The sequence below is a fragment of the Tessaracoccus yangjingae genome (assembly GCF_054483935.1).
This window is the reverse complement of record NZ_CM137014.1, coordinates 2,412,632-2,437,379: the sequence shown is the minus strand read 5'-3', so window position 1 is coordinate 2,437,379 and position 24,748 is coordinate 2,412,632. Positions and strand designations below refer to the sequence as shown.

Annotated in this window: 22 protein-coding genes; 14 read left to right on the top strand and 8 right to left on the bottom strand. The window is 70.7% G+C overall.

The window, feature by feature from the left end; all coding sequences use genetic code 11:
• Positions 1 to 31: 31 nt before the first annotated feature.
• The 3 genes from ACX1D3_RS10855 to hisI are packed head-to-tail and all read right to left on the bottom strand — an operon-like array spanning position 32 to position 2,249.
• The gene (locus ACX1D3_RS10855; RefSeq protein ID WP_458993894.1) at positions 32 to 439 is read right to left on the bottom strand and encodes a hypothetical protein; all 408 of its coding nucleotides are present in this window, start codon (positions 437 to 439) and stop codon (positions 32 to 34) included.
• Positions 436 to 1,923, bottom strand: coding sequence for an anthranilate synthase component I (locus ACX1D3_RS10850; protein ID WP_458993893.1), 1,488 nt, complete (start codon positions 1,921 to 1,923; stop codon positions 436 to 438). Before ACX1D3_RS10850 ends, ACX1D3_RS10855 begins: the two co-directional genes overlap by 4 nt.
• Positions 1,923 to 2,249: a phosphoribosyl-AMP cyclohydrolase gene (gene hisI, locus ACX1D3_RS10845; RefSeq protein WP_458993892.1), complete on the bottom strand. Its 327-nt coding sequence runs from the start codon at positions 2,247 to 2,249 to the stop codon at positions 1,923 to 1,925. The genes ACX1D3_RS10850 and hisI overlap by 1 nt, the downstream gene beginning before the upstream one ends.
• 32 nt (positions 2,250 to 2,281) lie before the next feature.
• On the opposite strand from hisI, the gene ACX1D3_RS10840 reads away from it, so the two are divergent.
• The 7 genes from ACX1D3_RS10840 (at position 2,282) to ACX1D3_RS10810 (ending at position 13,153) form a co-directional block, all read left to right on the top strand.
• Positions 2,282 to 2,890, top strand: a complete 609-nt coding sequence (locus tag ACX1D3_RS10840; protein WP_458993891.1) for a TIGR03085 family metal-binding protein — start codon at positions 2,282 to 2,284, stop codon at positions 2,888 to 2,890.
• Between the two features lie 315 nt (positions 2,891 to 3,205).
• A complete protein-coding gene (locus ACX1D3_RS10835) occupies positions 3,206 to 3,769 on the top strand; it encodes an RNA polymerase sigma factor (protein ID WP_458993890.1) in 564 nt (187 codons plus the stop codon).
• Positions 3,766 to 4,242 carry a hypothetical protein gene (locus ACX1D3_RS10830; RefSeq protein WP_458993889.1) on the top strand — a complete coding sequence of 159 codons (477 nt, stop codon included), beginning with the start codon at positions 3,766 to 3,768 and terminating at the stop codon, positions 4,240 to 4,242. Before ACX1D3_RS10835 ends, ACX1D3_RS10830 begins: the two co-directional genes overlap by 4 nt.
• Entirely contained in the window at positions 4,243 to 6,663 is a 2,421-nt protein-coding gene (locus ACX1D3_RS10825; RefSeq protein WP_458993888.1) for a CHAT domain-containing protein, read from the top strand. It abuts the gene before it with no gap.
• Between the two features lie 83 nt (positions 6,664 to 6,746).
• Positions 6,747 to 8,957 carry a hypothetical protein gene (locus ACX1D3_RS10820; protein ID WP_458993887.1) on the top strand — a complete coding sequence of 737 codons (2,211 nt, stop codon included), beginning with the start codon at positions 6,747 to 6,749 and terminating at the stop codon, positions 8,955 to 8,957.
• A gap of 12 nt (positions 8,958 to 8,969) precedes the next feature.
• The gene (locus ACX1D3_RS10815; protein ID WP_458993886.1) at positions 8,970 to 11,525 is read left to right on the top strand and encodes a hypothetical protein; all 2,556 of its coding nucleotides are present in this window, start codon (positions 8,970 to 8,972) and stop codon (positions 11,523 to 11,525) included.
• Positions 11,526 to 11,554: 29 nt separating this feature from the next.
• Positions 11,555 to 13,153 carry a peptidoglycan-binding protein gene (locus ACX1D3_RS10810; RefSeq protein WP_458993885.1) on the top strand — a complete coding sequence of 533 codons (1,599 nt, stop codon included), beginning with the start codon at positions 11,555 to 11,557 and terminating at the stop codon, positions 13,151 to 13,153.
• A 3-nt stretch (positions 13,154 to 13,156) separates the two neighbouring features.
• On the opposite strand, the gene ACX1D3_RS10805 is transcribed toward ACX1D3_RS10810, so the two are convergent.
• From ACX1D3_RS10805 to ACX1D3_RS10785, 5 genes are all read right to left on the bottom strand, one after another.
• Positions 13,157 to 13,441, bottom strand: a complete 285-nt coding sequence (locus ACX1D3_RS10805) for an antibiotic biosynthesis monooxygenase (protein ID WP_458993884.1) — start codon at positions 13,439 to 13,441, stop codon at positions 13,157 to 13,159.
• Positions 13,442 to 13,450: 9 nt separating this feature from the next.
• Positions 13,451 to 14,941, bottom strand: a complete 1,491-nt coding sequence (gene gatB / locus ACX1D3_RS10800) for an Asp-tRNA(Asn)/Glu-tRNA(Gln) amidotransferase subunit GatB (protein ID WP_458993883.1) — start codon at positions 14,939 to 14,941, stop codon at positions 13,451 to 13,453.
• Complete coding sequence (gene gatA, locus ACX1D3_RS10795) at positions 14,938 to 16,446, bottom strand: Asp-tRNA(Asn)/Glu-tRNA(Gln) amidotransferase subunit GatA (protein WP_458993882.1); 1,509 nt, start codon at positions 16,444 to 16,446, stop codon at positions 14,938 to 14,940. The genes gatB and gatA overlap by 4 nt, the downstream gene beginning before the upstream one ends.
• 2 nt (positions 16,447 to 16,448) lie before the next feature.
• Positions 16,449 to 16,742, bottom strand: coding sequence for an Asp-tRNA(Asn)/Glu-tRNA(Gln) amidotransferase subunit GatC (gene gatC, locus ACX1D3_RS10790; RefSeq protein ID WP_458993881.1), 294 nt, complete (start codon positions 16,740 to 16,742; stop codon positions 16,449 to 16,451).
• A 332-nt stretch (positions 16,743 to 17,074) separates the two neighbouring features.
• Entirely contained in the window at positions 17,075 to 18,589 is a 1,515-nt protein-coding gene (locus ACX1D3_RS10785) for a vWA domain-containing protein (protein ID WP_458993880.1), read from the bottom strand.
• 189 nt (positions 18,590 to 18,778) lie between these two features.
• Here ACX1D3_RS10785 and ACX1D3_RS10780 point away from each other — a divergent pair, with 189 nt between their 5' ends.
• The 7 genes from ACX1D3_RS10780 (at position 18,779) to ACX1D3_RS10750 (ending at position 24,740) form a co-directional block, all read left to right on the top strand.
• The gene (locus ACX1D3_RS10780; RefSeq protein WP_458993879.1) at positions 18,779 to 18,982 is read left to right on the top strand and encodes a Flp family type IVb pilin; all 204 of its coding nucleotides are present in this window, start codon (positions 18,779 to 18,781) and stop codon (positions 18,980 to 18,982) included.
• Between the two features lie 60 nt (positions 18,983 to 19,042).
• Positions 19,043 to 19,402, top strand: a complete 360-nt coding sequence (locus ACX1D3_RS10775; protein WP_458993878.1) for a TadE/TadG family type IV pilus assembly protein — start codon at positions 19,043 to 19,045, stop codon at positions 19,400 to 19,402.
• Positions 19,399 to 20,370 (top strand): pilus assembly protein TadG-related protein, encoded by a 972-nt coding sequence (locus ACX1D3_RS10770; protein ID WP_458993877.1) that lies wholly within the window; start codon positions 19,399 to 19,401, stop codon positions 20,368 to 20,370. The genes ACX1D3_RS10775 and ACX1D3_RS10770 overlap by 4 nt, the downstream gene beginning before the upstream one ends.
• A 51-nt stretch (positions 20,371 to 20,421) precedes the next feature.
• Positions 20,422 to 21,132: a Flp pilus assembly protein CpaB gene (cpaB, locus tag ACX1D3_RS10765; RefSeq protein ID WP_458993876.1), complete on the top strand. Its 711-nt coding sequence runs from the start codon at positions 20,422 to 20,424 to the stop codon at positions 21,130 to 21,132.
• The gene (locus tag ACX1D3_RS10760) at positions 21,129 to 22,301 is read left to right on the top strand and encodes a CpaE/TadZ family protein (RefSeq protein ID WP_458993875.1); all 1,173 of its coding nucleotides are present in this window, start codon (positions 21,129 to 21,131) and stop codon (positions 22,299 to 22,301) included. Before cpaB ends, ACX1D3_RS10760 begins: the two co-directional genes overlap by 4 nt.
• Before the next feature lie 223 nt (positions 22,302 to 22,524).
• Positions 22,525 to 23,796 (top strand): TadA family conjugal transfer-associated ATPase, encoded by a 1,272-nt coding sequence (locus tag ACX1D3_RS10755; protein WP_458993874.1) that lies wholly within the window; start codon positions 22,525 to 22,527, stop codon positions 23,794 to 23,796.
• Entirely contained in the window at positions 23,796 to 24,740 is a 945-nt protein-coding gene (locus ACX1D3_RS10750) for a type II secretion system F family protein (RefSeq protein ID WP_458993873.1), read from the top strand. Before ACX1D3_RS10755 ends, ACX1D3_RS10750 begins: the two co-directional genes overlap by 1 nt.
• Positions 24,741 to 24,748 lie beyond the last annotated feature (8 nt).

The following is a 24,748-nucleotide window of genomic DNA, read 5'->3' as shown; positions in this document are numbered from 1 at the left end:
TCGCCTTTCGTCGCTGCCTTGATGGCCGAGATTACCCTGAGCCACCGACGGCCCGCACGTCCTGTTCACCGGTGGGATCCGCGCCGTCGTCCATGGCCTTCCACAGGTCGACGGGGTGGTCCCCCGCCTCCCTGGCGCGCGACACCCAGGCCGGCCCCCGCCACGCCATGCCCAGCAGGGCCAGTGCCGAGACGACGAAGCCGCCGAGCGCCACCCACTGGCCCGCCTGCCAGGCCCACCCCGCGGAAGCGGCCGCCAGTGCGGTCAGCGCGACCCCGAGGACCCGCAGCCACACCCCACGCAGCATCAGCGACAGCCCGAGCCCCGCCGCGACGGCCCACGCCAGCGAGGCCACGCCGCTCCCCCCGGCCTGGGCCGCAAAGCCCGCGGCTAGCGCCCCCGCCAGCGCGAGGAGCGTCACCGGCCAGCGTCCGGTCACGCCGTGCCCATGGCCTCGGCCCGGGCCAGCGCCGTGATGACGGCCCGCGCCTTGTGCTGGCACTCGGCGTCCTCCGTCTCCGGCACGGAGTCCGCGACGATGCCTGCCCCAGCCTGCACGTGGGCCACGCCGTCGGCGAGCACCGCGGTGCGGATGGCGATGGCCACATCGGAGTTGCCGGCGAAGTCGAAGTAGCCGACGACGCCGCCGTAGAGCCCCCGCCGCGACACCTCCAGCCTGTCGATGATCTCCATGGCGCGCACCTTCGGGGCCCCGGACAGGGTGCCGGCCGGGAAGCAGGCCAGCACCGCGTCGAGCGCGCTGCGCCCGTAGGCCAGGCGCCCGGACACGGCGGCCTCGAGGTGCATGATGTGGCTGTAGCGGTGGATGTTCATGAACTCGTGGACCGTGACGCTGCCGGGCTTGCAGATGCGGCCCAGGTCGTTGCGGCCCAGGTCCACGAGCATGAGGTGCTCGGCCTTCTCCTTCGGGTCCGCGAGGAGCTCCTCGCCGAGGCGCCGGTCCTCCTCCGGGGTGGCGCCGCGGGGCCGGGAGCCCGCGATGGGGCGGGTGGTCACCAGGCCGTCCTGCACCGTGACCAGGGCCTCGGGGCTGGAACCGACGACGTCGAACCCGGGCAGGCGCAGCAGGTAGAGATAGGGGCTGGGGTTGGTGAGCCTCAACGCCCGGTAGACCTCCAGCGCGTCGGCGGTGATCGCGATGTCGAACCGCTGCGACACGACGATCTGGAAGGCCTCGCCTGCGCGGATCTCCTCCTTCGCCTCCTCAACCATCGCCATGTACTCGGCCGAGGTGCGCTGCCTGCGGATCTCCAGCTCGACGGGGAGGCCCTCCTGCCCGGCCATGGACGGGCGCGGCGCGCGCACCTGCTGGGCCATGTCCTCGACCGCGGCCACGGCGCCGTAGTAGGCGCGCTCGACGCCCTCGTCGGTGCCGTCGAAGTTGATGGCGTTGGCGATCAGCCACAGCTCGCCGGTGTGATGGTCGAGCACGGCCACCTCGCTGGCGAGCATCATCACGAGCTCGGGCAGGCCCAGGTCGTCGACGGTGGTGTCCGGCAGCCTCTCGAGGCGGCGGACCACGTCGTAGCCGAGGTAGCCCACCATGCCGGCGTGGAACGGCGGCAGCCCCTCGACGACGGGGGTGGCGAGCTCGGACAGGGTGGCGCGGAGCACCTGGAGCGGGTCGCCCTCGCCGATGCCGGCGAGCTGATGCCCGATCCACTGGGCCTTGCCGTCCACCTCGGTGAGGGTCGCGGCGGTGCGCACCCCGATGAAGGAGTAGCGAGACCACACGCCGGCCTCGGCGGACTCGAACAGGAACGTGCCCTCGCGGCCCCCGCAGAGCGCCTGGTACACGGCCACCGGGGTGAGGTCGTCCGCCAGAAGCTTGGCGTGCACGCTGATCACGCGCCGGTCCTCGGCGAGCTCGGTGAACCCGGCCAGCGTGGGCGTGATGCGCATCAGAGGTCCTCCGCCGTGAGGGGCGTGAAGAAGCAGGTCCGGTTGCCGGTGTGGCAGGCGGCCCCGGTCTGGTCGACGGTCACGAGCAGGGCGTCGCCGTCGCAGTCCAGCGCCACCGACACCACCGCCTGGGTGTGCCCGGAGGTCTCCCCCTTCACCCAGTACTCCTGCCGAGACCTGGACCAGTAGGTGGCGCGCCCCGTGGTGAGGGTGCGGCGCAGCGACTCCGCGTTCATCCACGCGAGCATCAGCACCTCCCCCGTCCCGGCGTCCTGGGCGACGGCGGGGATCAGCCCGTCGGCGTTGTACCTGATGGTGCCTGTCATGGGGCATATTGTGCCCTGCCTAAGCTGGGGCCATGACCTTCGCCCAGCGCCAGCGCTCCGCCCTCGTCTCCCTCCTGCGCACCCTCGGCCCGTTCGCGCCCACGAAGTGCGGCGGCTGGCAGACCCAGGACCTCGCCGCCCACCTCTACATCCGCGAACACCGGCTCGACGCGCTGCCCGGCATCGGGCTCGAGCGCTTCGCCGGGCGGACCGAGCGCATCCAGCGCGAGTCGCTGCACACCCTCGGCTACCCCGCCCTCCTCGACGCGATCGAGCGGCCCGGGTGGTTGATGCGCCCCCTGGACAAGCTGGTCAACACCTCGGAGCTGTACATCCATCACGAGGACGTGCTGCGCGCCAACGGGGGCGCCCAGACGCTGACCGCGCTGGAGCAGCAGGAGCTGTGGCCGGTGGCCGTAATGCTCGCCCGCAAGGCATATTCCGCCTTCGGGGGCAGGGTGCTGCTCACCCGGACAGACACCGGGAGCCGGACCGAGATGGGGCGCGGCACGAGGCCCGTCCACGTCTCCGGCTTGCCCTCGGAGCTGGTTCTGCACCTCAGCGGCCGTGAGGCCGACGTCTCCCTCGGCGGAGAACCGGAGGCGATCGAGGAGTGGAAGGCCGCCGTCTCCGGGCTCTGACCTGCTGTCCCCATTTGACCCGGGCCGGGCGCGGGCGATGATGGCGTATCAGGGAGGCCTGAACCGTGCTCTTGACCGGTACAGCCCCCTCGTCCGTCACCACCGGAGGTGTCCCGTGCATCACCCACCATGCCGTCGAGCTCCCCGACCGCCGGCCACCGGCCGCGCCTCGTACGGTTTCCCAGCGCCATACTACGTGCCCAACCCCTACTACGTCCCGATGCCCTACTACGTGCCCATGCCGTCCTACGGGTCGGCGCGGCCGGCTGTGCGTCGTCAGCACACCCCGGCGGGGGTGACGGCGGGTCAGGCCCCGTGACCTCGGCAGAGTCACTGGCGGCCCGTGCGGCCGATGCCTTCGTCGCCTTCCGCGCGGGCGATTCGGCCCGGCTCGCAGACCTCGTCACGCTCCTCACCCCGCCGCTGTGGGCCGTGGCCCGGTCCTCCGGCCTGAACCCGGCCCAGGCCGAGGACGTCGTCCAGTCCTCCTGGCTGGCCCTCGTCCGGTCGTCGTCGTCGATCGCCGAGCCGCAGGCGGTGTTCGCCTGGCTGCTCACCACGACGCGGCGCGAGGCGTGGCGTGTGGCGCGGGTCCCCCCGGAGGTCGAACTCCCGGAGGCGACGGTGGCTCGTGGGCCCACGCCGGAGGACGCGGCGGAGTCGGACGATCTCAACCGCCGGCTGTGGGCGCATGTGCGGGCACTGAGCCCCCGCTGCCAGGCCCTGCTGCGCGTCATCGCCTACTCCACCCGCCCCGACTACGCCACCATCTCCGCCGCGCTCGGCATGCCCGTCGGCTCGATCGGCCCCACCCGGGGGCGATGCCTGTCCACGCTGCGCCGCGCCCTCGCCAACGACCCCGCATGGAGCCCCGCATGACCGCCCACGACGACGCCCTGATGCCTCTCGACGACCGCGACGAGCTGCTCGTCGCAGCGATCGCGGCAGCACAGGCAGACCAGGATCCGCCGCCCGCGGGCCTGCTGGAGCGCATGCGCTTCGCCCTCTCGCTGGAGCTGATGAACGCCGAGCTCGCCGCCCTGGAGACCGGATCGCCGGCCGGGGTGCGGGGGGTTGATCCCGCCGTCACCGACACGCTGACCTTCACCGCCTCCGGGCTCAGCCTCATGGTGGTGCTGAGCGAGGCCGACGGCGGCGTCCGCGTCGACGGCTGGGTCACCGGCGGAGGGGTGACCGTGGAGGCGCGCTCCGCCGATGCGGTGGACGCCCAGGTCTCCGACGCCACGGGCCGGCTGACGTGGGCTGTGGTGCCCCACGGCCCGCTGCGCTTCCTCATCCACCCTCCCCGTCCGGGCCAGCGGCCCGTCGTCACACCGGCGATCGAGGTGTAGGTGGTCCAGTCCGCCGAGGAGCTGTACTCCCTGGCACGTGCAAGGCTCGCGGAGCAGCGCACGGGTGAGGCGGGTGCGCTCCTGGGACGGGCCGCCGCGGCCTGCGGGGCCTCGGACGTCGAGCTGGCGCTCAGGATCAGGATCTCGTCGGCGTGGGTGCTGTTCGAGGAGGAGGGCGCCGCGCCCGCCCAGGAGGCGCTGCGCGGGGCCGCCGACGACGCAGCCCGCGTCGGCCTCCCGGGGGTGGCCGGGGCCGCCGCGGTGCAGTCGGCGATCCTCCACTCGCGCGCAGGGGACCGCGGCACCGCCTGGCGCACGCTCGCACGCGTGGACCCGTCGGCGCTCCCACCGCCGGACCGGATGCGGATGCTGATGAACCGGGGCACGATCGCCTCCGAGCTGCGCCGCTTCGACGACGCCGCCGCCGACCTGGCGGCCGCCGCCCTGCTCGCCGAGGAACTGGGCGAGGCACCGGTGGCGTTCATGGCCCGCCACAACCTCGGCTGGATCAGGTTCCTCCGGGGGGACCTGCCGGCCGCGCTGCGCGAGATGCACGACGCGGATGCGCTCGACGTGGCGCTGGACCGGACGGTGGCTCGCCAGGACCGCGCCCGGGCGCTGCTGGAGGCGGGTCTGGTCGGCGAGGCCCACGACCTCCTGCTCCAGGCCCGGGAGGGGTGCGGCGGGGCGCAGCAGGCGGCCGAGCTGGACCTGGACCTGGCCCGGTGCGCCCTGCTGATGGGCCGCCGCGACGAGGCGATGGCCCGGAGCCGGGCCGCGGCACGGGTGTTCCGGCGGCGGGGCGAGCCCGCGTGGCACCGTCGCGCCGTGCTGGCGGAGGTGACGGCGGAGCCGCGCCTGTCCGCGGCGAGGGCTCTGTGGGAGGCGGCGCGGGAGGCCGGGGACCGACTCGTGGCCGCTCAGGCCGCGGCCGCCGGGCTGCGCGCCCCCGGTGCCCAGCCCGCAGAGGTGGGCGACCTGACGGCGGACGCGGTGTGGCTTTCCCGCTCGCCCGTGGTCTCGCTCAGGATGGCGGGGCTCGTGGCCCTGGCCACCGACGCCGCCCGGCGGGGAGACACCCGCGAGGCGCGCGGCATCCTGCGCCGGGCCAACGCGACCCTGGTGAGGGCGCAGCTCGGGCTCGCCAGCCTCGACCTGCGCACCGCCACCGCGCTGCACGGGGAGGCGGCCGCCGCGCTGGACCTGGACCTCGCCGAGCTCAGGGGACCTCAGGCGCTGGTGGAGGCGAGCGAGCGTTGGCGGGCCGCCACCCGGCCCACCCCCCGGCTGCGGCCCGACACGGATCCCCGCGCGGTGGAGGCTGCCACGCGGTTGCGGCGCCTGCGCACAGAGTTCGACCCCGGCGGCGCGGATGCCGAGGGCGCGGCCCGCGCCGTCGTCGCGGCCGAACGCGAGCTCCGCTCGCTCACCTGGGGGGCTGCCAGCGCCCTTCCACCCACCGCCGTCGCTCTGCGCACCGCCGCGCTGCGGAGCGCCGCCCGCGCCCGAGGGTGCAGCCTGGTGGTGACCGTCCGTCGCGGTGAGGAGGTGCGGGCCACCGTGCTCGGCGAGGGCCCGGACCGCTCGGTGGCGCTGGGATCGGCGGGGCGGATCGGCGAGCTGGTGGAGGTCATCCGAGCGGACATGACGGCGCAGGCCAGCCTGCCGCCGGCGCATCCGCTGAGCGGGGTGGTGGCGGCGTCGCTGGCGGCCCGCCTGGACGAGCTGGGTGGGCTGGTGGCCGCGCCCCTGGCCGCCCTGCCCGGCCAGCTGGTGGTGGTCCCGACGCGCGTGCTGGCCGGCGTGCCGTGGTTGGCCCTTCCGCCGTTGCGGGGCCGGGCCGTCACCGTCTCCCCTACCGCGTCGAGCTGGGCGGCGACGGGCAGGGTGGTGCACCGGCCACGGGTGAGCGTCCTCACGGGCCCGTCGCTGCCGTTCGCCGCCGAGGAGGCAGCCGCGATCGCAGGGTGCTGGCCGCTGGTCTCGGCGCGGGGCCTGGCCGACGCCCTGGCGACCGACGATCTGGTGCACGTCGCGGCGCACGGCGAGCACCGTGGCGACAACCCGCAGTTCTCCAGCCTGCTGCTGGACGGGGGCCCGGTGTTCGCGCACGAGTTGGAGGGCCTCGACATGGCCGCCAGCCTCGTCGTGCTCTCGGCCTGCGAGGTCGGCCGCGCCACCCACCGGCCCGGGGACCAGCCCCTCGGCCTGACGTCGACGCTGCTGGCCGCTGGGGCGGCCTGCGTGGTCGCCCCTGTGGCGCCGGTCAACGACCAGCTGGCCGCCGCCGTGATGGCGGCCTACCACGCGGAGCTCTGCGGCGGGGCCGACTCGGCCACGGCCCTGGCCCGGGCCACCGAGTCACGTCCGAGCGCCGGCGCGTTCGTCTGCTTCGGTGCGCCGTGGCGGGCCACGGTCTGATGTATCAGGGGGTGCGCACGCCGCTCCTGTGTCTGTGACGGTGCAGTGCGCACCGGAGGGATCAGACGAAGGAAGGCGCAACCATGGTCCAGGCAGCGGGTCCCACCTACGCAGGCGGCACTCAACCCATCACCAAGGACGGGTACGACGTGCTGTACCTGCCCGACGTCAACAATCGTGAGCTCATCGCCCAGGGCGAGGCCCCGGTCTTCTACTACGTGCCGAACCGGATCCGCATGGCCCGCAAGGACGGCCCGGACAAGGGCGACTACCTGTTCAACCTGGTCCGCTTCTCCGGAACGGGCGGCGAGGGGGTGATCGGTGGCGGCGGCGACGTGGCCGGCGGCATCCTCACCTTCTCCGTCACCGGTGCCCTGCCGGAGCAGACGAGGCGCCAGGCCGAGGCCGACATCACCGCGCGGTTCAGCGACAGCACCGACGCCTTCTGGGGCATCAAGAACACCCGGAAGCCGCCGATGTTCAGGCCCGCGGTCATCGCGCAGACCATCACGTCGGTGTCCAACATGTCGCCCACCCCCACCGGCTTCCCGACTGCGGACCAGCCCACCCGCGGTGGGCGCACCCGCGGCTTCCGCACCGTCGGCATGCCCGCGAACCGGGCGTTGACCCGCGACCCCGAGCCCGGCCAGACGCCGGCCACCGACAACAACCTCGATCCGTGGTACTGCATGATGCAGGGCCAGGGCGGCGGCTCCATCGACCCCACCGGCACGCACGCGTTCTCCGGCCTGCTCGGGGTCTACCCGGCCAACATCGCCTGGGCGGCCTTCCACGGCACCGCCAGCCCTCTCATCGTGATCCAGAACTACAAGCTGAAGGTCTGGTCGCCCGTGTGCACCATCAAGATCGACGGCAACTGGGACTCGGTGTTCACGCACTTCTCCGCCGCCGCGTCGGGCCGCTACCTCTGGGCCAAGGTGGACGCGCAGGCCGAGTTCAACAACATGCGCAAGTCCGGCACCATCAAGGTGGACGTCAAGGTGGACACCACCCTGCCGGGCGCCGAGGAGATCGCGCGCAAGATGGACGAGCGCTCGGACCTGGTGTTCAACAAGTTCATGGAGATGGCGCAGAAGACCATCTTCGATCAGCCGCAGCCGAAGGTGGACGCGGCCCAGTCGTCGTCCGGAAGCTCCTTCTTCTCCCCGTGGGGAGTGGGCCTGTCGCTGAAGTACCGGCGCGACGAGAACCACCTGGACCTGCACTACGAGGAGACCAGGCAGTTCGCCTACCTGCAGGACCACACCATCTCCAGCTCGCTGGCCGGCATGGCCGACGAGATCAAGGCCGACCCGGACGCCGAGCGCAAGTACTTCCTCACCGTCTACCTCGACGACTGGCCGCAGCGGCTCGCGCGCGTGGTGCGCCCCGTCGCAAGCTGGGCGGACCGGACGGTGCAGTTCCTCTCCGTACAGATCGGCTACCCCAACACCGGAGGCGAGCTCAACTGGCAGGGCCACAGCTTCTCCGGGGCCGACGGCAACGACCCCACCTGGAAGTTCCAGACCGCGAAGAAGGTGGCCGGGGATGTAACCAACCCGCCGGCCGGCTGGACGCCGGACCTCACCTACGTCAAGCGCAAGGTGCACCTGGCCGAGCCGCCCAGCGAGACGCTGGATCCCTACCACCGGGTCCAGATCGAGCGCAACGTCATCGACCTGGACCCCGAGCCCAATGGGACCCTGCTTAACGACACCACGCTCGAGGTCCGCGCGGACAACGCGGGCCGGATCGCGGTGGGCCCGATCGGGCTGGGCGTGATGCTGGAGGACGCCTCGCAGACCGTAGAGGTGGTGATGGAGGCCACCGACGCCGACTACACGCCGCTGGGCCTCGCCCCCGTCCGGTTCAGGTGGGGCTTCCAGGACCTCGACAACGACCGGAGCTGGACCGTCTTCTCGGGCGACCCGCAGATGCTGCCGTACTACCGCTACCAGGTGACGGCCACGGTGAAGGGCACCCTGTTCCGCAAGGGGCAGAGCTGGACGGGCCCCTGGACCACCGCGAACGGCAACGGGCCGCTGATCGTCGACGTGCCGCCGCCGGACGGCGACGGCGTGGTGACGCGCTCGCTCACCGACGACAGGGTCCGCAGGCTGAGGGAGTTGGCGGCGCCGGAGCCCAGGGAGGCGCCCTCGGGCGAGGTGGCCTACGCCACCGCCGCGCCGACGGCCGCCGCGAAGCCGAAGGCCGCCGCCGCCGCGCCGACCGCCGTCCACGAGGAGCCGGAGCCGCGCAGCGCCCCCACCAGCTTCCTGTCCTACCCGTTGTGAGGGGCCACGGACATGGCCAGCATCGCCGAGATCCGGCGGGACCCGTCGGGGGCGCCCGCGTGCTCGTGCACGTTCCTGCTCAGCCGCAGGCCTGCGCCGCACGAGCAGATCTCGGGCCTCGTCGAGACCGCCACGCTCGCGCTGGAACTGCGGTGCGGCCTTGAGGACCTCGCGTGGGTGGAGTTCAGCCTGGACGTGGCCCGGCCCGTCCACGCTGAGTCGCACGGCCCGTTCGGGACGGCGGCGCTGGCAGCGACACTCGCCGGCGACGAGGCCAGGGGCCTCCTCTCAGCACTGGCCGGCGGCGGGGGCGGCCCGGACCTCGTGATCCGGGCGCGCCGGACCGACGGGGCGACGGGGCGGTGGCGTCGGCCCCTGGCCGACCTCATCGTGCCCCTGCTGGCATCCTCACCCGAGAGCCTCGTGCACCTGGTCACCGCGGCGGGCGGCGCCGTCGACGAGGTGTTCCCCGCCCGGTCCACCCGCACCCGTGGCCCGGGCATGGGGGTCATGCTCCTGCGGCGCGACGAGGCGGTGCCCCTGGCCCAGGTGGTCCGCCCCCATCCCGCCGTCATCCGCCCGCTGCTCGCCGAGAACCTCCTGCTCGCCACCCCGTTGGCGCCCCAGGAGTCCGGCCCGGTGCTCGACGGGCGCCCGCTGTTGGCCGACCGGGCCAACGACGACCGCTGGTACCTCCCCGAGGTCATGCTCGCCCTCCCCACCCCCGGGCTGGATCCCGATTCCTCCCCGTTCAGGTTCGACCTCGCGCAGGTGGGTCTCCAGTCCGACGGCTCCCCCGGCCTGGAGGCCACCGTGGTCGTGACGATGCTCGCCGGCCCCTCTGCCGCGACTCTCGCGCCGTGGGAGGCCGCCGGACGCCCCACGCTCCGGGTGGTGCCGTGCGCGCCGCAGGTGGGCCTGCACCTGCCCTTCCGCGACGACGGCGGGGCCGCGCGCACCGAGCTGGTCACCGCCAACTCCCTGGTGGTCTCGGGCGTGTTCGGCGAGACCGGGTCGTCGCTGACCGCCACGTTCGTGCTCCAGAACAACTGGGCCAGGCTGGCCTACGGCGCGTTGTCCGCGCCCGGATTCCAGGCCGAGCCCGCCGTCCTGGAGGTTGGGCTGGCGCACAGCGGCTGGAGGGCGGAGCGGACCCCGACGAAGCTGCCGATCGACAGGTTGGCCGGCCAGAAGCTGGTGGCGCTGCGCCGGCGCGACGACCTGGCCAGGCCCATCGCGGCCACGCAGCTGCTGGCCATGGCCAAGGCCGAGATCCGGCTGAGCCCGGCCATCGCCCTCGATCGGCTGGACTTCGCGGACTTCGGCGTGGTCAAGCACGTCAAGGTGAGCGCCACCGCGACCACACGCCTACCCGCCCTGGTGCCGTGCGCGGACCACCCCCAGCTCTACCGGCAGCGCGCCGGCGACGGCTGGGAGGCCGTCGGCTGCAGGCCGGCGCTCCGCCTCGGGGAGACCGAGTACCGGCCGTGGCAGCGCGAGCCGGTGGGCACCGCGGGGGTGGCCGTGTTCCGCTCGCTGACCCAACCGGGGAGGTTCCTCGTCATCCCCGAGCGGTACTCCGTGGGCCGCTACCCCGCCGAGGATCCCGAGCGGGCCTTCGAGCCGACGCTCCTGCTCACCTCGACGATCGACGTCGACAACCCGGCCAACATCCGGTGCGTGCTGGCCGCGGCGCTGGAGTCCGAGCTGGATTCGGCCGACCTCGCGCTGCTGGCGGGCGAGCTGCGGCAGCGGCTGGGCCGACCCGTCGAGCTGGTGGGCCCATGGCAGGCCGGGGTGACGCCGGAGATCAGCTGGGCCGTGCCCGGCACGGACCGCGTGGAGTGCGTGGCCATCGACACCGGCTTCACCCTCCTCCTCACCACCGACGTCCCCGGCCTGCTGACCCTGCGGACCCTCCTGCAGCGCGGCGGGCTCGTCGGCTCGGCCCGCTACGTCATCCCGGGCGGGGACAGCGCGGTCAGCACGCTCCGGCTGGACCTGAGCCGTGTCGTCGGGCCCGCCGACGGGCCGGTGACGGCGCAGCGCGACGGGGACGACCTCAGGCTGACGAACCGGCTGGACCGGCGGGTGTCGGTCAACCGGATCGTGGCCGGCGGCGCGGTCGTCGGGTCACCGGCGCTCCTGCTGGCCCCCGGCGAGTCGGCCACGGTGGGCCTGCCCCCGGGGACGCCGGATCCGGTGGCGCTGGACCACACCGTCGAGCCCGGCACCGAGACGCTCGACGAGACCCGCAGCTACATCGAGGACCTGCACCTCGGGGTGACGTTCGTCGCCACCGGCAGCCTCACCGAGCTCGCCGGGCTCGAGGTGGCCGCGACCTTCCTGGGCACGGCGGCGGAGCCCGCGACACTCACGGCGAGCCGTCGCCAGGTCGAGCGCCAGTTCGTGCTCCCGCTCACCACGTACGCCGCCGATCCGGCGGTCACCTTCACCGTCACCGCTGTCGCGGCCGACGGCACCCGCACCTCGGCACCGCCGGTCGACTGGCCGGTCCGGAGCCGCGGCGTCCTGATCCCCCTGCCCACCCCCGTCGCGCAACCCTGAGCCACGAGACCATCCGAAAGGACACTTCCATGACCGGTTACTCGCTCCACGTCGGACTCAACGTGGTCGACACCTCCTGCTACATCCCGGCGCCCAGCGTGCTCGCGGGGTGCGTCAACGACGCCAACGACATGGAGCGCCTGGCCTCCGGGGAGGGCTTCCGCACCCGGAAACTGCTCGACGCGCAGGCCACCTCGGTGGCGGTGCTCGGGGCCCTCGACAGCCTCGCGGCCACGACCGTCGCCGGGGATATCGCGTTCATCAGCTACTCCGGCCACGGCGGTCAGATCCGGGACAACACCGGGGACGAGGACGACGGCCAGGACGAGACGTGGTGCCTCTACGACCGTCAGGTGCTCGACGACGAGCTGTACCTCAAGTGGTCGCAGTTCTGCGCCGGGGTGCGGATCGTGGTGCTGTCCGACTCCTGCCACTCGGGCACCGTGGCGCGCAGCATCCTGGCCATCGCCACCCGCGAGGCGCTGCTGCGCAACCCACTGGGCGAGGAGTACTGGCCCGACGAGGTGCGCGTGCCGAGGCTGCAGCCGCGGATGATGGCGCCCAGCGTCGCGGCGGCGGACTCGGCCCGACGGCGGGAGCTCTACGACGTGGCCAAGGCGGTGGCGGGCACCACGCGCAGCACCGACATCGCGGCGGAGCTGATCCTCATCTCCGGCTGCCAGGACAACCAGCTGTCCAGCGACGGCGACGTCAACGGCCTGTTCACCGAGACGCTGCTGCGCGTGTGGGCGAACGCCTCGTTCTCGGGCGACTACCGCTCGTTCCACTCCGCGATCGTGCGCCGGATGCCGTCGGATCAGACGCCCAACTTCTACACGGTGGGCACCGTGACGGCGGGCTTCCAGGCGCAGCGGCCGTTCACCATCACCGCGCCCGCGCCCTCGGCCCCGGTGAACCCGGGAGGGTGGGGTGACCCGACGCCCCAGCCCGGCACGTCGCGGCGGACGCTGCGCCAGGGCGACAGCGGCGAGGACGTGCGGTACCTGCAGGAGAGGCTCGTCGAGGGCGGCGCCTGGCTGAGCGTCGACGGCAAGTTCGGCCCGGCAACGGCCAACGCGGTGCGCGGCTTCCAGAGCGCCCACGGCCTGACGGTCGACGGCGTGGTGGGCCCCGCCACCTGGGAGGCCCTGGACGGCGGCGGGTCGGGCGGCGGGTCCGGCGGCTCTGGCGGCTGGGAGGAGCCCGGCGGTAACACCGGCGGCAACTCGGGCGGCTGGGGGGACACCGGCGGCGGTTCGGGCGGGAACTCGGGCGGCGGCAACTCCGGCGGTTGGGGCGACCCCGGCGGAAACTCGGGCGGCTCGGGTAACTCCGGCGGTGGGAACTCGGGCGGGTGGAACGGCGGCTGGGAGGAACCGTCCGGCGGTCAGGGCGGTGGCGGGGGCGGCTCGGGCACAGCGCCCCAGGCGCGGCCGACGATCCGCCGCGGCTCCACCGGCGAGCACGTGAAGTACCTGCAGCAGCGGCTGTCGGAGCAGGGCTACTGGTTGAGCGTCGACGGCCAGTTCGGGCCGGGCACCGAGTCCCAGGTGCGGAGCTTCCAGCGGAGCAACGGCCTCACCGCCGACGGCGTGGTGGGCCCGGCCACCTGGGCCGCCCTGGGCTGAAGGTCAGGCCGGCACGTAGACCGTCTTGGAGCGCGGCTCGACCTGCACCCGGTTCGCCACCTCGGCCCACGCCTGGTAGTGGTCGGTGGTCTTGTGGAAGGCCAGGTCCTCCTCGGAGTCGTAGGCCTCCACCAGCAGGAACCGCGTCGGGTCGTCGGCCTCCTGCAGCACGTCGAAGCGCAGGCAGCCAGGCTCCTGCAGCGACGCGCGGCTGTTGACCGCGCACGCCTCGGCGAACTCCGCCTCCGACCCCGCCGCGACCCTCACGCTCGCATGGAACAGATACATCGCCCCTCCTCAGGACAGCTTCGAGAGAATCAGTTCGCGCACCTTGCCGGCGTCGGCCTGGCCGCGCATGGCCTTCATCACCTGGCCGATGAGGGCGCCCGCCGCCGCGACCTTCCCCTCCCGGATCTTGGCCGCGACATCCGGGTTCGCCGCGATCACGTCGTCGACGGCGGCGCCCAGCGCGCCCTCGTCGGAGACCACGGCCAGCCCACGGGCCGCGACGACCTCGGCGGGCTCGCCCTCTCCGGCGAGCACGCCCTCGATCACCTGGCGGGCCAGCTTGTCGTTGATCTTGCCCTCGTCCACGAGGGTCTGGACGGCGGCCACCTGGGCCGGCGTGATGGCCAGCTCCTCCAGTTCGACGCCGGCCTCGTTGGCGCGGCGCGCCAGCTCGGTGACCCACCACTTGCGGGCCGACGCGGGCGCGGCCCCGGCCTGCACCGTCGCCTCCACCAGCGCCAGCGCGCCGGCGGCCTCGATGTTGCCGAAGTCGACGTCGCTGAACCCCCACTGCTCCTGCAGCCGGGCCCGGTGCTCGGCCGGCGGCTCGGGCAGCGTGGCGCGGAGCTCCTCCACCCACTCCCGCGAGGGGGCGATGGGCATGAGGTCGGGCTCGGCGAAGTAGCGGTAGTCCTCCGCCTCCTCCTTGGACCGGCCCGGCGACGTGGTGCCGTCGGCCTCGTGGAAGTGGCGGGTCTCCTGCTTGACCTTCGCGCCACCGTCGAGGATGGCGGCCTGGCGGGTCATCTCGTAGCGGATGGCCCGCTCCACGGAGCGCAGCGAGTTGACGTTCTTGGTCTCCGTGCGGGTGCCGAGCACCTCGGCGCCGATGGGCATGAGAGAGATGTTCGCGTCACAGCGCAGCGACCCCTGCTCCATCCGCACGTCCGAGACGCCCAGGGCCCGCAGCAGGTCGCGCAGGTAGGAGACGTAGGCCCGCGCCACCTCCGGCGCCTTCTCCCCCGCGCCGCGGATGGGCCGGGTGACGATCTCGATCAGCGGCACGCCGGCGCGGTTGTAGTCGATCAGCGAGTAGTCCGCGCCGTGGATGCGGCCGGTGGCGCCGCCCATGTGGAGGGCCTTGCCCGCGTCCTCCTCCATGTGGGCGCGCTCGATCTCCACGCGGTAGGTCTGACCGTCCAGCTCGATGTCCACCCAGCCGTCGAAGGCGATGGGCTCGTCGTACTGCGAGGTCTGGAAGTTCTTGGTCATGTCCGGGTAGAAGTAGTTCTTCCGCGCCATGCGGCACCACTCGGCGATCTGGCAGTTGAGCGCCAACCCGATGCGGATGGCCGACTCCACGGCCTTGCCGTTGATCACAGGCAGGGAGCCGGGAAGGCCGAGGCACACCGGGCACACCTGGGTGTTGGGCTCCCCGCCGAAGGTGGTGGGGCAGCCGCAGAACATCTTGGAGCGGGTGTTGAGCTCCACGTGCACCTCGAGCCCGAGCACGGGCTCGTAGCGGGTGAGGAGGTCGTCGTAGTCCACCGTCTCGCTCATGCGGACACCGCCTTCTCGCCGTCGGTCATGGTGCTGAGCAGGGGTGCGCCCCACTGCTCCTCGAGGGCGCGCTCCAGCACGCCGCCCACCCGGTAGAGCCTGGCGTCCTCCATGGGAGGGGCCATCACCTGCAGGCCGACGGGTAGGCCGTCGCTGCTGAGGCCCGCGGGGAACGAGGCGGACGCGTTGCCGGCCATGTTCGACGGGATGGTGCAGAGGTCCGCCATATACATGCTCATGGGGTCCGCCATCCGCTCGCCGATCTTGAACGCGACGGTGGGGGTGGTGGGCGAGACCAGCACGTCGCAGGCCTCGAAGGCCTTGTCGAAGTCGCCCTGGATGAGGGTGCGGACCTTCTGCGCGGAGCCGTAGTAGGCGTCGTAGTAGCCGGCGGAGAGGGCGTAGGTGCCGATGATGATGCGGCGCTTGGCCTCCTTGCCGAAGCCCTCGTCGCGGGAGATGTTCATCACCTCTTCGGCCGAGCGGGTGCCGTCGTCGCCGACGCGGAGGCCGTAGCGCATGCCGTCGAAGCGAGCCAGGTTGCTGGAGAGTTCGGCGGGCTGGATGAGGTAGTAGGCGGGCAGCGCGTAGCTGAACGCCGGGCAGGAGACCTCGACCACCTCGGCGCCGGCCTCGCGCAGGAGCTCGACGGCCTCGGTGAACCGGTCGAGCACGCCCTGTTCGTAGCCCTCGCCGCCGAGTTCCTTCACCACGCCGACGCGCACGCCGGTGAGGTTCGGCGAGGTGGCGGCGCCCGCGAGGTCCCCGACGGGCTGGTCGATGGAGGCCGAGTCGTGCGGGTCGTAGCCGCCGATGACCTGCTGCAGGAGCGCCGCGTCGAGGGCGGTGCGGGCGCAGGGGCCTGGCTGGTCCAGGCTGGAGGCCATGGCCACCAGGCCGTAGCGCGACACTCCCCCGTAGGTGGGCTTCACGCCGACGGTGCCGGTCACCGATCCTGGCTGGCGGATGGAGCCGCCGGTGTCCGAGCCGACGGCGAGCGGCACCATGAACGACGCCACCGCCGCGGCCGAGCCGCCGCCGGAGCCGCCGGGGATGCGCTCGGTGTCCCACGGGTTACGGGTGGGGCCGTAGTACGAGGTCTCGGTGGAGGAGCCCATGGCGAATTCGTCCATGTTGGTCTTGCCGACGATGACCAGCCCCGCCTCGCGCAGGCGCCTGACGACGGTGGCGTCGTAGGGCGGCACCCAGCCCTGCAGCATGCGGGAGCCGCACGTGGTGGGGTGGTCGGTGGTGCAGAAGTTGTCCTTGACGCCGATCGGGATGCCGGCCAGGGGGCCGAGCTCCTCGCCGGCGGCGCGGCGTGCATCGACTGCTCTGGCCTGTTCGAGTGCGGAGTCGGCGTCCACGGAGAGGAAGACGTTGAGCTCGTCGTTGAGCTGCGCGATGCGGTCCAGGCAGGCGCGGGTCAGCGCTTCGGAGGTGAGGTCGCCGGCGGCCATGAGGGCGGCCAGCTCGTGGGCTGGCTTGGCGAGGAGGGGGTTCATGCTCACTCCATCCCCAGGATCTGCGGCACGCGGAAACGCCCGTCCTCGTTGTCGGGGGCGCCGGAGAGCGCCTGCTCCTGAGTAAGCGACGGGGTGACCACGTCGTCGCGGAACACGTTGGTCATCGGGATGGCGTGGGTGGCCATGGGCACGTCCGGGCCGGCCACCTCGGAGACGCTGCGGACCGAGTCCAGGATGACGTTGAGCTCGGGGGCGAGGTCCTGGCACTCCCGCTCGGTGAGCTGGATGCGGGCCAGGGCGCCCAACCGGGCCACGTCGTCGGCGGTGATACCCACGGGTGTGCTCCTCAGTGTCGACGGGTGCCGCGGCGGCGGCTCGCCCCATCTTAGGACCCAGTGGCGTCGCGCTGTCCGCCCGCCTGTCGGCACAGATCCCCGCTGGTTGAGCCGGTCGCGCAAGCGAAGCGCGCCGACCGTGTCGAAACCATCTCGCACCCGGTGCAGAAGCCCAACGACGTCAGCCTCCGCCGGTCTACCTCGCCTCCCCCGACGCCGGTTGAGCCGTTCCCCCCGCTGGTTGAGCCGGTCGCGCAAGCGAAGCGCGCCGACCGTGTCGAAACCACCTCGCACCCGGTGCAGAGACCCAGCCCCAACAGCGCGAAGCGCCCTCAGTCTCCCGGCGGCACCGCTGGGCCGGTGGAGTTGATCATCTCGAGCATCCGCGACCGCTCCGTCGTGTAGCGGAGCGTGCGTCCATCGGGGAGCCTGAGTTGTTCGCCGTCGGCGAGTGTCGCGGCGAAACGCTCCTTGCCCTGGCGGCCGTCGATGCGGATCGCCTCGCCCTTGCCGGGCTTGGCCTTCACGGTGAGCCCGCTGCGGCGGGTGCTCGACGAGGGACCGGTGACGAGGAACTCGTCGGCCACCTCACCCGCGGGTGTGACCAGGGCCAGTGACCCGTCGAGCTGCGGCATGCGCTTGCGAACGGCGCTGACCATGAGGGCGAGGACCACCAGGAGCGCAAGGGCGCCCAGCGCGGCGGGCAGCGCCCAGGAGGGAAGCCCGTCCATGAGGCTCGGCTGCTCCACACCCTCCGGCTCCGGGGCCACCGACGGCGTGGGCGACGGCGAGGGTGGCGGGGCGTTGTCCGCGACCGTTACCTGAACAGGCGCGGAGGTCGCAGCCAGCGCCTGGCCAAGGTTGAGCGGGGCGAGCTGCGGCTGCCAGGGGGAGGTGAGTGTCGCGGCGAGGGCGACAGTCGCATCGGTGCCCGGCGGGACGGTGATGGTGACCGTGCTGGTTTCGGTCTGGCCCGGGGCCAGGTCAAGGGTCGCGGGCTCCATGCCCAACGCCGCTCCCTCGACGGCCGGGGTGAGCTGGACCGCGGACACGGTGGTGGGCAGGTTCGTGGTGGTGGAGGTCCATGTGGCGGTGAGTGTCGCGGTGGAACCCTCGACGACGGGCTCGGACAGCGCGACCGTGACCGGCTGCTCGAGGTCCGGGGCCAGCACCTCGCCGACGCGGAATCTCGTGATCTCGTCGGTGAGGCCGGAGAGGAAGGCGACGATGTCGTCGGGGGTCGCCACCTGGGCGTTGGGGAACACCTCGGTGAGGAGGCCTGCGTCCGACTCCGGGCCAAGCGACAAAGCGAAGGCACCCACCTGCCGGCCGGTCATCGCTTCATCCGCCCTCGTACGGAGGCTCGCCCAAGCCGGGTTCCCGACCCTCCCGAACGGAGAGTCCGGCGCCGCATCCAGCTCCCCGTCAGTGAGCAGCACAAAGGCGGCCACCTCGGAGGCGCCGTCGCGCGTGAGGGCGGCGACGCCCTCGTCGATGGCGGCGCCAATGTCGGTCTGGTCACCCGTGGGCTCGTCCGGCAGTGCGGCCAACAGCGTGTCGGTGTCCGGCGCGTCGCCGCCGAAGACGGTCTCGGCGCCGTCGTCGAAGGTGATGAGCGTGACGTGGTCGTCGGGTGAGAGGGAATCTGCCAGGCCGGAGACGGCGTCGCGGGCGCGCCCCCAGCGGCCCTCCTCCTGCATGGACAGGGATGTGTCCACGATGAGGATGTAGTCGGTGGCCTGGTCCTCGATCCCGAGTGTCGCGGCAAGTTCGTCGAGAGCTTCGTCGGCGGCCGCCGGCAGCCCTCCTACTACAACCAATAGTAGTCCGACAAGGCCCGCGACCACAGATCTGAGTCCCTGCACATCTCCCCCGAACTTGCATCTGGTGTCCAGCGCACGCTACACGCGCGAATAGTAAGTTGACGAACGGCCAACCGGGCCTTAACTTTAGCCCACGGGGGACGCAGTGAGTTGCACCCCTTGGGGGACCTGGTTTCTTCTCCCCTGGCCTTCATCCGAAAGGGGGCAACCACCATGGTTGCACTGTACGCCCACACCGCCGCCCTCCTGCACGTCCTCGGACGCCGCTTCGCCGACAAGACCAAGGGCGCGACCGCCGTCGAGTACGGCATCATGGTTGCGCTGATCGCGGCGATCATCATCGGCACTGTCACAATCATTGGTGACGATCTCCTCGTTGCCTTTGACAAGGTGGCCGACGCCCTCCCCGACGCCTGAGTCCATTCCGACCTGGGGGTGCCAGTCTCTGGCACCCCCACATCCATCTGAGTGAGTGGAATGGTTCAGAACCAACGGGGTGCTGCGGCAGTAGAGTTTGCCCTGATCATCCTACCTTTAGTCACCCTCATCTTGGGTGGTGCTGAATTTGGTTATCTCTTATATTTGCAGGGTTCGGCCGCTGGAGCGGCTCGCGAAGGCGCACGCGTCATGGCCATAACGAAAGACGAAGGGCTGGCTAGGGCGGCCGCGGTTTCCTACTCCCCGACCCCAGCAGTCGTTACCTTCTCGTCGACCTGCGGCCCCGGGGCCTCTTCCGTCACGGCCATCGTTACCTATTCGGGCGCTAATCTGACGGGGTTCTTTCCATTCATGCCCGACCAGGCCATAGGAACAGGAACAATGCGATGCGGCGGGTGAAGAATGATCGCGGCGCCGTGGCCATCATGATGGCCATCCTACTCGTTGCGCTGGTGGGATTCACAGCGATTTCAGTAGACGTCGGCGCCTTGTGGTGGGACCGCAAAGAGCTGCAGAACGGCGCTGATGCTGCTGCCCTCGCGCTAGCTCAGACTTGTGCCAGCGAGACAGGCTGCGACTCGGAGGAGCTCGAAGAACATTGGGCACTTCATTACGCGAAAGCGAACAAGACCGACGGAGATGTGACTCTCGCTGAAGGCATTCAACACACTGACATGTCTGTCACCGTGACGGTCAAGTCTGTTCGCGAGCACTGGTTCGCATCTGTTCTGGGTCGCAGCGAGAGCTCCGTTTCAGCTACCGCAACTGCGACCTGGGGCGGAGTACACGGTGGGTGGGTCGCCCCGTTCAGCGCTTCGACATGCTTCGTCGATGACTTCACAGCTGCCGACTGGCCTGTTAGTAATCTGAAGCTGATCCTCAAAGACAAACTCATCGATTGTAATCCTGGCGGAACGACTCACATGATGCCTGGCGGCATGGATTGGCTCGCTGTGCCAAAAGACGCCAAGGATTGCCAGGTCTACACCGAGGTGGACGGATGGGTCCTAAACGATCCAGGCAACGACGGAACCAGCAACTCCTCCTGCGCAAGCCTTCTCAGCAATCTACATGGCAAAGACATACTGATTCCGCTTTTCGACGACTATGAACCCAAGACAGGCAAAGAAAAGGTGGGCGACGTAGTCGGGAAGCAGTTAAAGCAGTACCATATCAAGTTCTACGCTCATTTCACAGTCGACACCTACTGTTTGAACGGCGGCAAGGGTTGGGCCTACGGAGAAAAATGCACTGGCAGTGAGCGCTTCCTGACAGGCACCTTTCACAAGACGGTCGCCCTCGGTGACGTGGAGCTAGGCGGTCCCGTGATTGGGTCGAGTGGCGTCAAGCTCGTAATCCCAGGGTGATGGTGACCTCATCTTCAGCGCGATCGACATAGTAGAAGAAGGAACCCTCGGATGACACGACGGCTGATTGCCGCCATTGCAGCAACGATACTAACTGTTATCGCTGGGATACTCGTCGCCTCATATGTGGTGGGCGCCGACCAACGGGCAGTCGCCAAGCTTGAGCCCACGGCGGTTCTGGTGGTCACCCAAGACGTTCCCGCCGGCTCACCCATCACCATGGGGGAGAACGTCGAGACCCGGGAGATTCCACTGGCTGCAGTGGTGCCCGGTGCCTTGACCACTCCCGAGCCGGTGGCCGGGCAGGTGGCCGCGGCGGCACTTCACCCCGGAGAGCAGCTACTGCCAGACCGTTTCGTGGCACCCGAGGATCTAACGGGAGACCAGGTGGTGGTCCCCGAGGAGCTGGTCCAGGTCACTGTATCCCTCGGCCCCGAGCGAGTGATCGGGGGCAGGTTAGCTGCGGGCGACACCGTCGGTGTGGTCCTGTCGGTGACGGAGCCCGCGGCAAGCACGGAGACCATCCTGCACCGCGTCCTTGTCACCCGGGTGCAGGACGCCGAGCAGGGCTCCGGTGAAGCGGAGGAAGGCGAAGATGTCACCCCCCCGGGCGCTCAGTACATCACACTCGCCGTGTCGGCACCCGATGCGGAGCGAGTTGTCTGGTCCGCCGAACACGGCACGATATGGCTGACCCTCGAGCGGGATACGTCGGTCGTTGACGGCACCCGTCAGGTCACCCTGGAGAATGTGGCCTCATGAGTGCTGTTCTGCTGGTTGCCCGCTCCCCCCGCATCGTCGATCACGTCACACTCGCTACCTCCGGGCAGCTGAGTGTATTGACGGGCGAGGACGCTGATTCACTCGCCCGTGCGTTGGGTTCGACGCCTCCGCCCGAGCTACTCATGCTTGAAACGGGCTTTGATCCTCAGGGAGCGTTGGCCGTGGCGTCGTGGGCCCGGGAACGGTTTGGAGCTGCCGTCGTTCTGATCACGGATGATGCGGAGGGGCTTGCGCTTGCGGCCATGCGCGCCGGGGTCAGGGACATGGTTTCTCCAAATGCCTCACCGGACGAGATCCGCGACACTATCGCACGGAACCGACGGACTCCCGTCGTCAACTCCACCCAGGGTGAGCACAGGGGCCAGATCGTCACCGTCGCCTCCCCCAAGGGTGGCGTGGGGAAGACCACTGTGGCCACCAACCTGGCCGTGGGGCTCGCGCAACTCGCCCCGGAGCGGGTGGTTCTCGTGGACCTTGACCTCCACTTCGGTGACGTCGCCAGCGCCCTGAACCTCTCGCCCACCTACTCGCTGCCGGATGCCACCCGCCCAGCGGCGGCCGGCGATGCGCTGGCGCTCAAGAGTTACCTCACCCGTCACGAGACGGGACTGTGGGTGGTGCCCGGCTCTGACTCCCCTGCCGCTGCCGACAGCGTTACCCCGGATGACGCGACAGCACTGTTGAAGGCCCTCGCGCAGTCCTTTGACTTCGTGGTGGTGGATACCTCACCCGGTCTGACCGAGCACACCCTGGCTGCCCTCGACCTCACCGGTGAACTCGTGTTGGTGACCGGGCTCGACGTCCCCGGCATCCGCGGGCTCCGCAAGGAGATCGAGACCTTGAGCCAGCTCGCCCTCCTCCTGGAGGCGCGTCACGTGGTGATCAACTTCGCGGACTCCTCGCGTGGGCTCAGCATCGCCGACGTCGAGGCAACCATCAACGCCAAGGTGGACGTGACGCTTCCGTCGGCCAAGCTCGTGCCGATCTCGGTCAACCAGGGCATCCCTCTCCTTCAGACTCGGGGCAAGGATCCGATCTCCAGGCAGCTGTCCACTCTGGTGGATCGGATCGCCAAGCGACCCACGCCGGAGAAGCAGCGGGCGGGTCTGTTCAGCCGGGGCAAGGCGGTGCCCGATGGGGCTCGCTGACCGGCTCCGGGCCGCGCGTGTCGACGCTCCCGACGGAGCCGCGACACCAGCGGCTGCCCCGGCCGCCAGCCCCGCATCGCCCGCAGACGCCACGCCGGCCCCGTCACAGCCCGTGGCAGGACCGGGCTTCGCGGCTCCCGGTCCGAGAGGTCTGCACGAGGCGCCACCGGGACCCTCTCTGGCTCAGAGGGTGGTCCAGACGCCACGCACGAACCAGGACGCCATGCGGGCTCTGAAGGACCGCACCACCACCACCCTGTATGAGCGGCTCGGCAACCGGCTCTCCGACGCATCCATCACGGATGACGCGCTCCAGAAGCTGGTCCAGCAGGAGCTCACCTCGATCATCGAGGGCGAGAGCCTTGCCATGACCGGCAGCGAACGCCGCCGGCTTCTCGAAGAGATTCAGGCCGACGTTCTCGGCCTAGGCCCCATTGAGGGGCTGCTGGCCGATCCCGCGGTCACCGAGGTCATGGTCAACGGCCCGGACAAGGTCTACGTCGAGCACGCGGGACGGCTCTACCGCTCGGATGTCACCTTCCGCGACGAGGCCCACGTGCGTCAGATCATCGACCGGATCGTGGGCCGGATCGGTCGGCGCATCGACGAGTCGTCACCCCTGGTCGATGCGCGACTTGAGGACGGCTCCCGCGTCAACGCCATCATCCCGCCCCTGGCCTTCAGCGGATCGACGCTCACCATCCGTAAGTTCAGCCACGACGCGCTGAGCATTCCCGACCTCGTCAGGCTGGACACCCTCTCCCCCGAGATCGCCGAGCTGCTGCACGCCTGCGTCAAGGCGCGCCTCAACATCATCATCAGCGGCGGCACCGGAACTGGCAAGACCACCTTGCTCAACGTGGTCTCCTCCTTCATCCCGGACGGCGAGCGGATCATCTCCATCGAGGACGCCGTCGAACTCCAACTGCAGCAGGACCATGTGGTCCGACTGGAGTCCCGCCCACCAAACATTGAGGGCAAGGGCGAGGTCAGCATTCGCGAACTCGTACGCAACGCCCTTCGTATGCGCCCTGACCGCATCATCGTCGGCGAGGTGCGCGGCGCTGAGGCGCTGGACATGCTTCAGGCCATGAACACCGGCCACGACGGGTCCCTGTCCACCATCCACGCGAACTCGCCCCGCGACGCCCTCGCCCGCTTGGAAACCCTCGTCCTGATGGCCGGCATGGAACTGCCGCTGCGAGCCATCCGCGAGCAGGTGGCCAGCTCGGTGGATCTCATCGTTCAGCTCGCCCGGCTCCGTGACGGCACGCGGCGTGTGGTGGCGGTCACCGAGGTGCACGGGATGGAGGGTCAGACGGTCACCCTGCAAGACGTCTTCCTCTTCGACTACTCGGCGGGGCTCGACCGTGACGGCCGCTTCCTCGGCCACGTGGTGCCCACAGGAGTACGCCCGCAGTTCACCGACCGCTTCGCGGACCTCGGGATTCAGCTGTCACCGCGTGTCTTCGGCGCAGGGCTGGGGATGCGCTGATGTCGGGGCTCGATTCACCCACGCTCGCGGGGGCCGCGGTGGCCATGGGCCTGGCGTTCGTGCTGTTCATGGGCCTGTGGTTGAGGCCCAACACGCGCCAGGTCCCGCTTCACCGCCGCCGCCCCATGAGTCAACAGCCCCGCAGTGCGGTGGCGGGGCTGGCAGACGCCGCCACCCGCGGGGTGGATCGACTCCTCGCGAGCAGGCGGCTCACGCTGGCGGAACGCCTCGATGTGGCAGGCATCAAGACCCCGGCCGCCCAGGTGGTGGTGCTCATCGTCTGCGCCGAAGTGGTTGCACTGGCGGTCGGCCTCCTCCTCAGCCGGCCCGCGCTCACACTTCTACTCATGTTAGGCATCCCGCTCGCCACCGCCGCCGTGGTGATCGTGCGCACCCAGCGTCGAAGGACCGCCTTCGCACTGCAACTCGACGAGACATCCCAGATGCTGGCAGGAAGCCTTCGCGCCGGCTACTCGTTCACCCAGGCGATGAGCATGGTGGGCCGTGAGGCGGCCTCGCCCACCGCCGAGGAGTTCGCCCGGATCAGCAACGAACTCCGAGTCGGCCGGCCGCTTCCAGAGACCATGGGACACACGGCAGACCGGATGCGGAGCGAGGACTTCGCCTGGATCGGCCAGGCCGTGGCGATCAACCGGGAGGTCGGCGGCAACCTCGCTGACGTCCTTGAGGGGGTCTCCCACACCATTCGCGAGCGGGCACAGCTCCGTCGCCAGGTGGAGGCGCTCAGCGCTGAGGGACGGTTGTCCGCCATCGTGCTGATCGCCCTCCCGTTCGTTGTGATTGCTCTGCTGCTGGTGGTTAACCCGACCTATCTCAACAAGCTCTTCGAGCACCCCGTTGGCTGGATGATGTTGATCGTCGCCGCTGGGCTCCTGTCCGTCGGTGCCTTCTGGCTGCACAAGACCGTGCAGATCAAGTTCTGAGCCTAGAT